Annotated in this window: 13 protein-coding genes; 11 read left to right on the forward strand and 2 right to left on the reverse strand. The window is 61.6% G+C overall.

Annotated features, from left to right (window positions below; translation table 11 throughout):
* Positions 1-201: 201 nt before the first annotated feature.
* Both AB4O09_RS00340 and AB4O09_RS00345 read left to right on the forward strand, forming a co-directional pair.
* Entirely contained in the window at positions 202-933 is a 732-nt protein-coding gene (locus AB4O09_RS00340) for a carbonic anhydrase (protein ID WP_003196341.1), read from the forward strand.
* Positions 934-1,024: 91 nt separating this feature from the next.
* Positions 1,025-2,551, forward strand: a complete 1,527-nt coding sequence (locus AB4O09_RS00345; RefSeq protein WP_003196339.1) for a SulP family inorganic anion transporter — start codon at positions 1,025-1,027, stop codon at positions 2,549-2,551.
* 314 nt (positions 2,552-2,865) lie between these two features.
* Here the strand turns inward: AB4O09_RS00345 and AB4O09_RS00350 are convergent, their stop codons facing one another.
* Positions 2,866-3,516, reverse strand: a complete 651-nt coding sequence (locus tag AB4O09_RS00350; protein ID WP_003196336.1) for a hypothetical protein — start codon at positions 3,514-3,516, stop codon at positions 2,866-2,868.
* A 373-nt stretch (positions 3,517-3,889) separates the two neighbouring features.
* Between AB4O09_RS00350 and coxB the strand changes: the two genes are divergently transcribed.
* The 4 genes from coxB to AB4O09_RS00370 all read left to right on the forward strand — a co-directional run bounded on the left by coxB (position 3,890) and on the right by AB4O09_RS00370 (position 8,277).
* Positions 3,890-5,017, forward strand: coding sequence for a cytochrome c oxidase subunit II (coxB, locus tag AB4O09_RS00355; protein WP_003196334.1), 1,128 nt, complete (start codon positions 3,890-3,892; stop codon positions 5,015-5,017).
* Between the two features lie 82 nt (positions 5,018-5,099).
* On the forward strand, positions 5,100-6,692 hold the full coding sequence (gene ctaD / locus AB4O09_RS00360) for a cytochrome c oxidase subunit I (RefSeq protein WP_003196332.1): 1,593 nt from the start codon (positions 5,100-5,102) through the stop codon (positions 6,690-6,692).
* A 121-nt stretch (positions 6,693-6,813) separates the two neighbouring features.
* A complete protein-coding gene (locus AB4O09_RS00365; RefSeq protein ID WP_013691983.1) occupies positions 6,814-7,365 on the forward strand; it encodes a cytochrome c oxidase assembly protein in 552 nt (183 codons plus the stop codon).
* 24 nt (positions 7,366-7,389) lie between these two features.
* The gene (locus AB4O09_RS00370) at positions 7,390-8,277 is read left to right on the forward strand and encodes a cytochrome c oxidase subunit 3 (protein WP_039013363.1); all 888 of its coding nucleotides are present in this window, start codon (positions 7,390-7,392) and stop codon (positions 8,275-8,277) included.
* A gap of 7 nt (positions 8,278-8,284) precedes the next feature.
* Here the strand turns inward: AB4O09_RS00370 and AB4O09_RS00375 are convergent, their stop codons facing one another.
* A complete protein-coding gene (locus tag AB4O09_RS00375) occupies positions 8,285-8,488 on the reverse strand; it encodes a twin transmembrane helix small protein (RefSeq protein ID WP_003196325.1) in 204 nt (67 codons plus the stop codon).
* A 70-nt stretch (positions 8,489-8,558) separates the two neighbouring features.
* On the opposite strand from AB4O09_RS00375, the gene AB4O09_RS00380 reads away from it, so the two are divergent.
* From AB4O09_RS00380 to AB4O09_RS00400, 5 genes are read left to right on the forward strand one after another with little or no spacing between them, the layout of a single operon-like run.
* Positions 8,559-9,296 carry an SURF1 family protein gene (locus tag AB4O09_RS00380; protein WP_043043017.1) on the forward strand — a complete coding sequence of 246 codons (738 nt, stop codon included), beginning with the start codon at positions 8,559-8,561 and terminating at the stop codon, positions 9,294-9,296.
* Entirely contained in the window at positions 9,262-9,855 is a 594-nt protein-coding gene (locus AB4O09_RS00385) for a hypothetical protein (protein WP_028237726.1), read from the forward strand. The genes AB4O09_RS00380 and AB4O09_RS00385 overlap by 35 nt, the downstream gene beginning before the upstream one ends.
* A gap of 10 nt (positions 9,856-9,865) precedes the next feature.
* Positions 9,866-10,945, forward strand: a complete 1,080-nt coding sequence (locus AB4O09_RS00390; protein WP_039013359.1) for a COX15/CtaA family protein — start codon at positions 9,866-9,868, stop codon at positions 10,943-10,945.
* On the forward strand, positions 10,933-11,832 hold the full coding sequence (gene cyoE, locus AB4O09_RS00395) for a heme o synthase (RefSeq protein WP_027912895.1): 900 nt from the start codon (positions 10,933-10,935) through the stop codon (positions 11,830-11,832). The genes AB4O09_RS00390 and cyoE overlap by 13 nt, the downstream gene beginning before the upstream one ends.
* Positions 11,829-12,464 carry an SCO family protein gene (locus AB4O09_RS00400; RefSeq protein WP_003196316.1) on the forward strand — a complete coding sequence of 212 codons (636 nt, stop codon included), beginning with the start codon at positions 11,829-11,831 and terminating at the stop codon, positions 12,462-12,464. Before cyoE ends, AB4O09_RS00400 begins: the two co-directional genes overlap by 4 nt.
* Positions 12,465-13,303 lie beyond the last annotated feature (839 nt).

Consider the following 13,303-nt stretch of genomic DNA (forward strand, 5'->3'; position numbering starts at 1 on the left):
TAAAGTTGACCTTGGAACGGCTACTGGACATGAGCTGCGCCAGTGTTTTGCCACCCCTGGAATCGTTGTCCTAGAGCCTTCGATTTCAGTTTGAGTTAAGTTTCGGCCGCTACCTTGTTCAGCGAGTGACTGACGGGTCGAACACCTCGACCTGGATGTTTTTTAACCAGCCACTGGCGTCAACGTCAAAGAGGATGAATCATGAGTGACAAGGATAAACAGCCGTTGGCTGCGTCGGCTTCAGCCCAACCCGAGGCGGAAACCGCCGATGCAGCGCTGCAGCATATTGTTGACGGCTTTTTGCATTTCCATCACGAGATCTTTCCGCAACAGGAAGAGCTCTTCAAGAAACTCGCCACCGCCCAGAAACCCCGGGCGATGTTCATCACCTGCGCCGATTCGCGCATCGTGCCCGAGTTGATCACCCATAGCTCCCCCGGCGACCTGTTCGTGACCCGTAACGTCGGCAACGTCGTTCCACCTTATGGGCAAATGAACGGCGGCGTCTCCACCGCCATCGAATACGCCGTGCTGGCCCTCGGCGTGCAGCACATCATCGTTTGCGGCCATTCCGATTGTGGCGCCATGCGCGCGGTGCTCAACCCCGATACCCTGGAAAAAATGCCCACGGTCAAGGCCTGGCTGCGCCACGCCGAAGTGGCCAAGACCATGGTCCACGACAACTGTCCGTGCGGCGACGAAAAACAGACCATGTCGATCCTCACCGAAGAGAACGTGATCGCGCAGCTGCAGCATTTGCGAACGCACCCCTCGGTCGCATCGCGCATGGCCAATGGTCAGTTGTTCATCCATGGCTGGGTGTACAACATCGAGACCAGCGAGATCAAAGCCTATGACGCGGACCAGGGACGTTTCCTGCCGCTCGATGGCAGCCATCCGATACCGGTGGCGACGCCCAAAGCGCGCTTCTAACCACTCCTAAACATCCTTGTGTGGTTCAGCCTTACCGCTATTTGCGCGGTAGGGCCTCGCCATGCCTGAAGAAAACTTCGGGAGAGTCGCCATGCGTGCTCAATTAAAAGCTGTTCTGCCACGGGAGCTATTGGCTTCGGTGGTGGTGTTCCTGGTGGCGCTGCCCTTGTGCATGGGCATTGCCATCGCCTCCGGCCTGCCACCGGCCAAAGGCCTGATCACCGGCATCATCGGTGGCCTGGTAGTGGGTTTCCTGGCAGGTTCCAAGCTGCAAGTCAGTGGCCCGGCCGCCGGGTTGGCGGTGTTGGTCTTCGAATTGGTGCGCCAGCATGGCGTCGCCATGCTCGGGCCGATCCTGCTGCTGGCCGGTCTGCTGCAATTGTTGGCCGGGCGCTTTCGTCTCGGCTGCTGGTTCCGGGTCACCGCACCTGCGGTGGTGTACGGGATGCTCGCGGGTATCGGCGTGCTGATCGTGTTGTCCCAGGTCCATGTGATGCTCGACGCGGCGCCCAAGCCGTCAGGGCTGGATAACCTGGCGGCGTTCCCGGCGGCGGTGGCCCAGGCCTTGCCGTCCTTCGGCTGGCAGGCCGGCCTGCTTGGTTTGTCGACGATTGCGGTGATGTGGCTGTGGGAGAAGTTTCGTCCCCACAGCCTGCGCTTCATTCCCGGCGCCTTGCTCGGTGTCGGCCTGGCGACCATCGCCAGCCTGATGCTGGCCTTGCAGGTCAAACGCGTGGAAGTCCCGGAGAACCTCGCCGAAGCCATTGATTGGCTGCGCCCGGCGGACCTGCTGAACCTGGCCGACCCGACGCTGCTGATCGCCGCCTTCGCCGTGGCCTTCATCGCCAGCGCCGAAACCCTGCTGTCGGCGGCCGCCGTGGACCGCATGCACAGCGGTGATCGTGCGGACTTCGACCGCGAACTGTCGGCGCAAGGTATCGGCAACATGCTCTGCGGCCTGCTCGGCGCCCTGCCGATGACTGGGGTGATCGTGCGCAGCTCGGCCAACGTCCAGGCCGGGGCCACCACGCGGATGTCGACGATTTTCCACGGCCTGTGGTTGTTGCTCTTCGTGCTGTTGCTGTCCAGCGTGCTGCAAAGCATTCCGGTGGCGAGCCTGGCGGGGGTGTTGGTGTACACCGGTTTCAAACTGGTGGACCTCAAGGCGTTTCGCAGCCTGGGCCGCTATGGCCGGATGCCGATGTTCACCTACGCCGCAACGGCGCTGGCGATCATCTTCACCGACCTGCTGACCGGTGTACTGATCGGCTTCGGCCTGACCCTGGCGAAACTGGCCTGGAAAGCCTCGCGACTGAAAATCAGCCTGATCGACCTGCCCCAGGAAGGCGAGATGGAACTGCGACTGGTCGGGGCGGCCACCTTCCTCAAGGTCCCGGCGCTGACCCAGGTGCTGGGTAGCATACCGACAGGCGCGACCGTGCATGTGCCGCTCAATAACCTGAGCTACATCGATCACTCGTGCCTGGAGCTACTGGAAGAATGGGGCCGGGCGAATGCCAGCAAGGGTTCGAAGCTGCTGATCGAATCCCGCGGGCTCAAGCGCCGGTTGGAAGGGCGGTTGCGTACCACCGTAGGGGTTGGCGCAGCCTCCGCCTGACACCTCGCTCCCAAAGGGGCTGGGTGTAAGGCACAGGATTCATGAACACCACAGACCCAATGTGGGAGCGAGCTTGCTCGCGATAGCGGAGTATCAGTCAACTGTGATGTGGCTGATGTAATGTCATCGCGAGCAAGCTCGCTCCCACAGGGGTTGGGGGTTGGGTGTAGGACACACGATTCATGAGCGGCACAGATCCAATGTGGGAGCGGGCTTGCTCGCGAAAGCGGTGGATCAGTTAGCTAAATGCTGCCTGACACTGCGCCTTCGCGAGCAAGCCCGCTCCCACAAGGGGTTCATGTTTTGCTGCTGGATCAAGCCGCCGGCTGATCCAGCTCCAGCCCAACACCCAGCTGGCGCGACAGGCACGGCCAGCGCTTCCAGGCAGCGCCCGTGTCCGGGCTGCCGAGTTTCTCCCGGTAAGACTCCACCGACTCCAGCGCAAAGCTGTCTTCGTCGAGCATTTCGTCAACGGCGTGATGCACGGCTTCGTCCAGCTGGTTGGCGAACGGTTCGCCGATCAAATGGTGAGCGATCAGGTTGGCGACCGTCATGTCCAGCGGGATCAGCGGTTGGCTGAAATGCTTGATGTACAGGTCGTTGACCTCCTCCACCAGCCGGTGGGCCAGATAGGCCTCGTCCAGCAAACTGTCCAGGCCAACGTGGCCTTCCATCACCTTCGGTGGCTGGAGGAAAAACTGTTCGGCGATAGTCAGCACCGGCTTTATCTGCGATTCGATACCGGCTTCGCGAGCCACCTCGTTGGCGGCGTCCAGCAGGTCCGGCACTTGCTCGATATAAGCGCTGACAAAACGGGTCATCACGCCCTTCGCGTCGATGTCCGGCAGTTGAATGGCGGCGTGCAGGTGCGGTAGCTGAGCCTCCAGCTGACGGGTCAACTGGCCGGTCTCGGCCTCGTGTTGTTGGGCTTTTTGGATCTGCTCGCGCAATGCGGCGGTGTTCATGACAACTCCAGGAAACAAAGGCAATGAAATAGGGAAGACATAACTTAGCTGGCGCAAAAACACTCCTAAGACCTATTTTTCATAACCGTCTCTTCCTTGCTACGTCGCAGTTATATCGATTTGCCATCACTCAGGTTCGCATCCTTCTCCATTCGCGGGCTCTAGCGCAAGCCCTGTCTGTTTCAAACGATTTACGCCATCGCGTTGCGAGGTTGCAGGTGCTGTCTATACTCGGGTTGGAATGGAGTTAGCTGATGACACCCGATTGCATGTGCAGCAAGGCGCGGCGAGTCAATTAAGCAGTCTGAATAGCCGATCCCTTGCCGCAGGCTTTACGCCTACGGGATAACAAGAACGATAAGGGGAACCCGCAATGACGCGACATCCACACGTATGGATGGGCCTCCTGTTGTGGTCGATTTTCAGCCAGGCACAAGCGGCCTGGACTGTGAATATGGCGCCTGGAGCGACACAGATCAGCAACGCAGTGTTCGACCTGCACATGACCATTTTCTGGATCTGTGTGGTCATCGGCATCATCGTCTTCGGCGCCATGTTCTGGTCGATGATCATGCACCGCCGTTCAACCGGCCAGAATGCCGCGCATTTCCACGAAAACACCCGCGTCGAAATCCTCTGGACCATCGTGCCCTTCGTGATCCTGGTGCTGATGGCGATTCCCGCCACCGCCACCCTGATCAAGATGTACGACTCCAGCGAGTCGGACATTGATATCCAGGTCACTGGCTATCAATGGAAGTGGCACTACAAGTACCTGGGCCAGGACGTCGAGTTCTTCAGCAACCTGGCGACCCCCGCCGAACAGATCCATAACCAGAGCGCCAAGGGCGAGCACTACCTGCTGGAGGTCGACAAGCCGCTGGTGCTGCCGGTCGATGCCAAGGTGCGCTTTCTGGTGACCTCCGCCGACGTGATCCACTCCTGGTGGGTGCCGGCCTTCGCGGTCAAGCGCGATGCGATCCCAGGGTTCGTCAACGAAGCGTGGACCCGTGTCGACAAGCCCGGCCTGTACCGTGGCCAGTGCGCCGAGCTGTGCGGCAAGGACCACGGTTTCATGCCGATCGTGGTGGAGGTCAAGAGCAAGCCCGACTATGAGAAATGGCTGGGCGAACGCAAGGCCGAAGCCGCGCAGCTTAAAGAGCTGACCAGCAAGGAATGGACCCTGGACGAGCTCAAGGAACGTGGCGACAAGATCTACCACACCACCTGCGTGGCCTGTCACCAGGCCGAAGGCCAGGGCTTGCCGCCGATGTTCCCGGCCCTCAAGGGCTCGAAAATCGCCACCGGACCCAAGGCTGATCACCTGAGCATTGTCTACCACGGCAAGCCCGGCACAGCCATGGCCGCGTTCGGCAAACAGTTGTCGGAAGTCGATATCGCAGCAGTCGTGACCTATGAACGCAACGCCTGGGGCAACAACAAGGGCGACATGGTTACGCCTAAAGAAGTGCTGGAACTCAAACAGGCGGAAAGCAAATGAGCCGGCCTGACGTTCGTTCCCGCAACCGGTCGGGGCTCACCGCCCCGGGCCGCCCAGCCCACTCGTTCGAAGGAGACAGGACATGAGTGCTGTGATCGATGACCACGGTCATGCCGGCGCCGACCACGCCCATGGCCCCGCCAAGGGCCTGATGCGCTGGGTACTGACCACCAACCACAAGGATATCGGCACGCTGTACCTGTGGTTCGCGTTCTCCATGTTCCTGTTGGGCGGCTCGTTCGCCATGGTGATCCGCGCCGAGCTGTTCCAGCCCGGCCTGCAGATCGTGGAGCCGGCGTTCTTCAACCAGATGACCACCATGCATGGCCTGGTGATGGTCTTCGGCGCGGTGATGCCGGCCTTCGTCGGCCTGGCCAACTGGATGATCCCGCTGATGATCGGCGCGCCGGACATGGCCCTGCCGCGCATGAACAACTTCAGCTTCTGGCTGTTGCCGGCCGCGTTCCTGCTGCTGGTGTCGACGTTGTTCACAGCCGGTGGCGGGCCTAACTTCGGTTGGACCTTCTACGCGCCGCTGTCCACCACTTATGCGCCGGAAAGCGTGACGTTCTTCATCTTCGCCATCCACCTGATGGGCATCAGCTCGATCATGGGTGCGATCAACGTGATCGCCACCATCCTCAACCTGCGCGCCCCTGGCATGACCCTGATGAAGATGCCGCTGTTCGTCTGGACCTGGCTGATCACCGCGTTCCTGCTGATCGCAGTGATGCCAGTGCTGGCCGGCTGCGTGACGATGATGCTGATGGACATCCACTTCGGCACCAGCTTCTTCAGTGCCGCCGGTGGCGGTGACCCGGTGCTGTTCCAGCACGTGTTCTGGTTCTTCGGCCACCCCGAGGTGTACATCATGATCCTGCCGGCCTTCGGTGCCGTCAGCTCGATCATCCCGGCCTTCTCGCGCAAGCCGTTGTTCGGCTACACCTCGATGGTCTATGCCACGGCCGCCATTGCGTTCCTGTCGTTCATCGTCTGGGCGCACCACATGTTCGTGGTCGGCATTCCGCTGGTGGGCGAGCTGTTCTTCATGTACGCCACCCTGCTGATCGCCGTGCCCACCGGGGTGAAGGTGTTCAACTGGGCCAGCACCATGTGGCAAGGCTCGCTGACCTTCGAAACGCCGATGCTGTTTGCCGTGGCGTTCGTGATCCTGTTTTCCATCGGTGGTTTCTCCGGGCTGATGCTGGCCATCGCCCCGGCGGACTTCCAGTACCAGGACACCTACTTCGTGGTCGCGCACTTCCACTATGTGCTGGTGCCCGGCGCGATCTTCGGGATCTTCGCCTCGGCCTACTACTGGCTGCCGAAATGGACCGGCCACATGTACGACGAAACCCTCGGCAAGCTGCACTTCTGGCTGTCGTTCGTCGGGATGAACATGGCGTTCTTCCCGATGCACTTCGTCGGCCTGGCGGGCATGCCCCGGCGGATTCCCGACTACAACCTGCAGTTCGCCGACTTCAACATGGTCTCGTCCATCGGCGCGTTCATGTTCGGCACCACGCAGATCTTCTTCCTGTTCATCGTGATCAAGACCATCCGAGGCGGCCCGCCCGCACCGGCCAAGCCTTGGGATGGTGCCGAAGGGTTGGAGTGGAGCGTGCCGTCGCCGGCGCCGTATCACACCTTCACTACGCCGCCGGAAGTGAAATAGATGACACATGGGACCTGTGTGGGAGCGAGCTTGCTCGCGATAGCGGTGTATCTGACACACCGAGTCGTCGCTATCGCGAGCAAGCTCGCTCCCACAGGGTTCCCGGTGAGGACTGGAAACCATGGCTGATTCGATTTCGATGAAGAAACTGGTCACCCGCCTGCTGCTGGTGGTGGTGGCCATGTTCATCTTCGGGTTTGCCCTGGTGCCGATCTACGACGTGATGTGCAAGGCGTTCGGCATCAACGGCAAGACCGGCGGGCAGTACGAAGGCGAGCAGACCGTCGATGAATCGCGGCAGGTGCGGGTGCAGTTCCTGTCGACCAACGCGGTGGACATGGTCTGGGATTTCTACCCCAAGGGCGACCAACTGGTGGTCAAGCCGGGGGCGGTGAACGAGATGGTGTTCGTCGCCCACAACCCCACCAACCGGCCGATGAGCGCCCAGGCGGTTCCGAGTATCTCGCCCAGCACTGCGGCGGCGTATTTCCACAAGACCGAATGTTTTTGTTTTACCCAGCAAGTGCTGCAACCCGGCGAACGCATCGAAATGCCCATGCGCTTCATCGTCGACCGGGACATGCCCAAGGAAGTGAAGCACCTGACGCTGTCCTACACGCTGTTCGATATCACCGCTCGTCATCCACCGGTGGCTCTAAACACTGACCGATAGCGTGCCCGATAAGGAGAACAATAAATGGCAACTCACGAACACTATTACGTTCCGGCCCAGAGCAAATGGCCGATCATCGCCACGGTCGGGATGTTCGTCACGGTGTATGGCCTGGCGACCTGGTTCAACGACCTGAAGGCGGCGCGGCCGGAATCCCATGGCCCGCTGATCTTTTTCATTGGCGGCCTGCTGGTGGCCTACATGCTGTTCGGCTGGTTCGGCGCGGTGGTCAAGGAAAGCCGCGCCGGGCTGTACAGCGCACAACTCGATCGCTCGTTCCGCTGGGGCATGAGCTGGTTCATCTTTTCCGAAGTGATGTTCTTCATCGCGTTCTTCGGTGCGCTGTTCTATGTGCGCAACATCTCGGCGCCAGGCCTGGCGGGTGAGGGCACCAAGGGGCTGTCACACATGCTCTGGCCGAGCTTCGAGTTCGCCTGGCCGTTGCTGAACAACCCCGACCCGAAACTCTTTCCGGCGCCCAAGGAAGTCATCAGCCCCTGGGGCTTGCCGCTGCTCAATACCGTCCTGCTGGTCAGCTCCAGCGTCACCGTCACCATTGCCCACCACGCCTTGAAAAAAGGCCATCGCGGTGCGCTGAAAATCTGGCTGGCGATCACCGTGCTGCTGGGTTGCGCCTTCCTGGGCTTCCAGGCCGAAGAATACATGCACGCCTACAAGGAACTGGGCCTGACCCTGGGCTCCGGCGTCTACGGTGCGACGTTCTTCATGCTCACCGGTTTCCACGGCGCCCACGTCACCATCGGCACGATCATCCTGTTCGTCATGCTGATGCGCATCATGCGCGGGCACTTCGATAACGAGCACCAGTTCGGCTTCGAGGCGGCGAGCTGGTACTGGCACTTCGTCGATGTGGTGTGGATCGGTTTGTTCGTCTTCGTCTACGTGCTCTGAGGCACGACTACCAGGGCGCGTGGGATACCAACTGGCCGCTGAAAAAACCCCAGGCGATCAAGCCGACGGTGACGGCGGCCAGACTGACCCGAATCGCCAGGGCGATGACCAGGCGATTGGAGTTGCTGTCGTCCTTGACCAGAAAAAACAGGCCGCTGAACAGGCTGACAACCGTGGCAATCAGCATCAGGACGATGGCTGCTTTTAGCATTAGGGACACTCCGGGGGGACGCGATGCACGTGAGTATAGCTATCTCGTTCGACGGCTTTCGGACGGCGCCATGAAACACTTCCGGCCGGGTATCGTGCCGTCGCTGGTGGTGGCCGTGCTGGTGCCGGTGATGGTGTGCCTGGGGTTCTGGCAATTGAGCCGCGGCGAACAGAAGCGTGTGCTCATGGAAAATTACGCCGAGCGCCGCGTGGCGCCGCCGATGGACAGCACCGAGCTTGCGCACACCAGCGATCCGGCCTTTCGACTCGTAACTCTGCAGGGCCAGTTCGACACCGAGCACAGCATCCTGCTGGATAACCGCCAGCACGACGGCAAGGTCGGCATCGAGTTGCTGCAACCGTTCCTCGACCACCGCACCGGGCTGTGGCTGCTGGTCAATCGCGGCTGGTTGCCCTGGCCCGACCGACGCACCCCGCCGGTCTTCAACACGCCGGAACAACCGGTGAGCCTCCAGGCCTGGGTCTACGTGGCACCGGGCGCGACCTTCCAGCTTCACGCCGACCCAGCGGGCGCCCCGTGGCCGCGACTGGTCACCACCATCGAACCGGACAAGCTCTGGGCCGAACTGGGTCGCAGCGGCTTCACCTATGAATTACGCCAACAAAGCGGCCCCGGCGCCTACCGGACCGATTGGCCGGTGGTCGCCATGGGCCCGGAAAAACACCTCGGCTATGCCGTGCAGTGGTTCGCCATGGCGACGGCACTGTTCGGCCTGTTCCTTTATCTCGGATGGCACAACGCAGGGAGACACCATGGGAAACACCATGAATCCAACCAACACGTCTGAGGCGCCCGTAGCGCCCAACCGTCGCAAGGGACGCCTGCAACTGCTGCTGATCGTGCTCGGGGTGGTCGGCCCGATGATCCTGGCCACCGGCATGTACAAGTTCCAGTTCTGGGTGCCCGACAGCCGCAGCTACCACGGCGAACTGATCGGCAACGGCCAGACCCGCGCCGAGATTGGCGTACAAGCCGATGAACAGCGCTGGCAGATCCTGGTTACGGCACCGCAGGAATGCTCGGTGGATTGCCGGCAACTGGTGTACCTCGCCCGCCAGGTGCAGATCGGCCTTGGCCGCGACGCGTCCCGCGCCAGCCACGCCTTGGCCATCGCGCAACCGCTGGACGCTGAATATGACGGGCAATTGCAGCGTGAATACCCGCAATTGCAACGCTATCCACTGGACCTGCCGGCCTATCAGAAAGGCGCCCAGGGCTCCGGCGGCGCGCAACTGTGGATCATCGATCCCCACAGCAACCTGGTGCTGCGCTACGACGCCCGGGTCAAGGGCAAGGACCTGCTCAACGACCTGCGCCACCTGCTGAAACTGTCGAACATCGGATGAGGGCATCGACATGGCCAAACCTGGATTTCGCCTCGCGCTGTTTGCCACGCTGCTGGCACTGATCGTCGTCCTGCTGGGCGCCTACACCCGGCTCACCCACGCCGGTCTCGGCTGCCCGGACTGGCCCGGTTGCTACGGTTTCATCAGCGTGCCCAAGAGCGAAGCCCAACTGGCCCATGCCGAGCTGCATTTCCCCGACACCCCGGTGGAGGCCCATAAAGGCTGGAACGAGATGGTCCATCGCTACTTTGCCGGGACCCTGGGGCTGTTGATTACCGTGCTGGCCGCCCGGGCCTGGATGAACCGTCGTCACCCGGGCCTGCCGTTGAAACTGCCGCTGTTCCTGCTGGCCGTGGTGTTCGCCCAGGCGGCGTTCGGCATGTGGACCGTGACCCTGAAGCTGTGGCCGCAGGTGGTGACCGGGCATTTGCTCGGCGGCTTCGCGACGTTGAGCCTGCTGTTCCTGCTCACCTTGCGCTTGTCCGGCGTATTGCCGGCGCTGACTGTGCCCAAGCGCCTGCAACATTGGGCCACGGCCGGGCTGCTGCTGGTGATCGGCCAGATCGCCCTCGGCGGTTGGGTCAGCTCCAATTACGCCGCCGTGGCCTGCATCGATTTCCCCACCTGCCACGGCCAATGGCTGCCACCGGCCGATTTTGCCAACGGCTTTCACCTGACCCAGCACATCGGCCCGAACTACCTGGGCGGGCAACTGGACAGCGACGCCCGCACGGCCATCCACCTGACCCACCGCATTGGTGCGCTGCTGGTGACGGTGGTGTTACTGGGCCTGGCCTGGCAATTGAAGACTGTCGGCATGACCCGGCTGGCCGGGCTGGTGCTGGCCGCACTGGCGGCGCAGATCACCCTGGGCATCAGCAACGTGCTGTTCCATCTGCCGTTGCCGGTGGCCGTCGCCCACAACGCCGGGGGCGCCGCACTGCTGCTGACCCTGGTGCTGGTCAACTATCACGCCCGTACCAGCCTGGTCCGGGTCAAGCATCAAGTCCCGCTGCGCTGGCGGTTCAACCCGCCTAAACACGGCGCCAGCCCCATAACAATAAAAGGAGAGATGCCATGGCAACCTTGACCGGTGAACGCCACAGCCAAGCGATCTGGCGCGATTACCTGGAGCTGACCAAGCCCAAAGTGGTGGTGCTGATGCTGATAACCTCGCTGGTCGGCATGTTCCTCGCCACCCGCGCCGGCGTACCGTGGACAGTCCTGGTGTTCGGCAACCTGGGCATCGCCCTGTGTGCCGGCGGCGCGGCGGCGGTCAACCATGTGGTGGACCGGCGCATCGACGCGGTGATGGCCCGCACCCACAAACGGCCATTGGCCGAAGGCCGGGTCTCACCGGCCGCCGCCCTGACCTTTGCCCTGGCACTGGCCGTGATCGGCCAGGCCTTGCTGCTGGCCTTCACCAACCCGCTGACAGCCTGGCTGACTCTGGCCTCGTTGCTCGGTTATGCGGTGGTCTATACCGGTTTCCTGAAACGGGCGACGCCGCAGAACATCGTCATCGGCGGCCTGGCTGGCGCGGCACCACCGCTGCTGGGCTGGGTCGCGGCCACCGGTCATGTCAGCGCCGAACCGCTGCTGCTGGTGCTGATCATCTTCGCCTGGACCCCGCCGCATTTCTGGGCCCTGGCGATTCACCGCAAGGAGGAATACGCCAAGGCTGACATCCCGATGCTGCCGGTGACCCACGGCGAGCACTACACCAAGATCCATATCCTGCTGTACACCCTGGTGCTGCTGGCGGTGAGCCTGATGCCGTTCGTGATCCACATGAGCGGGATGCTCTATCTGGTTTGTGCGCTGGTGCTGGGTGCCAGGTTTCTGCAATGGGCCGTGGTGTTGTACCGTGGCAGTCGGCCGCACGCGGCGATCAACACCTTCAAGTACTCTATCTGGTACTTGTTCCTGCTGTTTATCGCGCTGCTTGTAGATCATTACTTACTGTTGAGCCTATGACTCGAACCCAGAAAACCGTCTTCATTCTCGTGGCCGTGATCGCGCTGATCCTCGGCCTGACCATCAACAAGGTGCTGTCCGGCAAAGGCCAGGGCGACCCGACGGCGCTGATCGATGCCGGCATCATCCTGCTGCCCCAGAGCCGCAACCTGCCGGACGTGAAAATGACCGACCAGGACGGCCAGCCCGTGGCGATGGACGGGTTGAAAGACAAATGGAGCCTGCTGTTCTTCGGCTACACCTTCTGCCCGGACATCTGCCCGACCACCCTCGCCCAGCTGCGCCAGATCAAAAGCGAACTGCCGCCCGAGGCTGTGGCCAAGTTGCAAATCGTGCTGGTCAGCGTCGACCCGAACCGCGACACGCCCAAGCAACTCAAGCAGTACCTGGGCTACTTCGATCCGCAGTTCATAGGGCTGACCGCCGCCTCAGTGGAAGACCTGCAGAAACTCGCCAATGCGGTGAGCATTCCGTTCATCCCGGCGGACACTAGCAAGCCCAACTACACGGTCGATCACAGCGGCAACCTCGCCGTGATTGGCCCGGACGGTACCCAGCGTGGGTTTATTCGTGCGCCGTTGAATAATCAAAAGCTGGTGGCGCAGCTGCCGGAGATGCTCAAGCGTAAATAACGGCGCAACCTTTATAGCGCGGGGACTCGCCCCACCTGTAGGAGCTGTGTAGGAGCTGTCGAGTGAAACGAGGCTGCGATCTTTTGATTTTGATCTTTCACTCATGACTCAATTGTCTGGGGCAAGATCGCAGCCTCGTTTCACTCGACAGCTCCTACCAGCCCCTACCAACTCCTACCAATCCAGTTTTTTCAGGAACACCGTCATTTCCGCTCTAGATAGCTATCGCGAGCAAGCCCCCTCCCACCCCGGACGGTGGTGAACACAATATCTACAACCCCCCCAATCCCCTGTGGGAGCGAGCCTGCTCGCGATGACACCCGCCCAGACAACCCCGTGGCGAGGGAGCTTGCTCCCGCTCGGCTGCGCAGCAGCCGCAAAACCGGACAATGCAGCTTGCCTGGAAACATGCAGGGGCCTGCTACTCAGACCAGCGGGAGCAAGCTCCCTCGCCACAGGGGTTAGTGTCGAGCCGAATATCCAGCACAACGCCACCCACTGTGGGAGCAGGCTTGAACTCGCGAAAGCGGCGGGTCAGCTCGCATCAATATTGAATGTGCCACCCTCTTCGCGAGCAAGCCCGCTCCCACACCGGGTGGTGGCCGAACACAGCCTCTGCAACAGCCCGATCCCCTGTGGGAGCAAAGCTTGCTCGCGAAAGCGGCGGGTCAGCTTGCATCAATGTTGAACATGCCACCCTCTTCGCAAGCAAGCCCGCTCCCACACCGGGTGGTGGCCGAACACAGTCTCTGCAACAGCCCCGATCCCCTGTGGGAGCAAAGCTTGCTCGCGATGAAATCGACACGGTTCCAGACCAAAACAAGTCACCCAAATCGCCG

It is taken from the genome of Pseudomonas sp. H1_F01 (genome assembly GCF_054681425.1).

Coding starts and splice junctions, on each gene's coding strand:
- ctaD (WP_003196332.1), top strand. CDS start 5,100: ATGAGTGCTGTGATCGATGACCACGGTCATGCCGGCGCCGACCACGCC.
- AB4O09_RS00345 (WP_003196339.1), top strand. CDS start 1,025: ATGCGTGCTCAATTAAAAGCTGTTCTGCCACGGGAGCTATTGGCTTCG.
- AB4O09_RS00385 (WP_028237726.1), top strand. CDS start 9,262: ATGGGAAACACCATGAATCCAACCAACACGTCTGAGGCGCCCGTAGCG.
- AB4O09_RS00340 (WP_003196341.1), top strand. CDS start 202: ATGAGTGACAAGGATAAACAGCCGTTGGCTGCGTCGGCTTCAGCCCAA.
- AB4O09_RS00350 (WP_003196336.1), bottom strand. CDS start 3,516: ATGAACACCGCCGCATTGCGCGAGCAGATCCAAAAAGCCCAACAACAC.
- coxB (WP_003196334.1), top strand. CDS start 3,890: ATGACGCGACATCCACACGTATGGATGGGCCTCCTGTTGTGGTCGATT.
- AB4O09_RS00370 (WP_039013363.1), top strand. CDS start 7,390: ATGGCAACTCACGAACACTATTACGTTCCGGCCCAGAGCAAATGGCCG.
- AB4O09_RS00375 (WP_003196325.1), bottom strand. CDS start 8,488: ATGCTAAAAGCAGCCATCGTCCTGATGCTGATTGCCACGGTTGTCAGC.
- AB4O09_RS00380 (WP_043043017.1), top strand. CDS start 8,559: ATGAAACACTTCCGGCCGGGTATCGTGCCGTCGCTGGTGGTGGCCGTG.
- cyoE (WP_027912895.1), top strand. CDS start 10,933: ATGGCAACCTTGACCGGTGAACGCCACAGCCAAGCGATCTGGCGCGAT.
- AB4O09_RS00365 (WP_013691983.1), top strand. CDS start 6,814: ATGGCTGATTCGATTTCGATGAAGAAACTGGTCACCCGCCTGCTGCTG.
- AB4O09_RS00390 (WP_039013359.1), top strand. CDS start 9,866: ATGGCCAAACCTGGATTTCGCCTCGCGCTGTTTGCCACGCTGCTGGCA.
- AB4O09_RS00400 (WP_003196316.1), top strand. CDS start 11,829: ATGACTCGAACCCAGAAAACCGTCTTCATTCTCGTGGCCGTGATCGCG.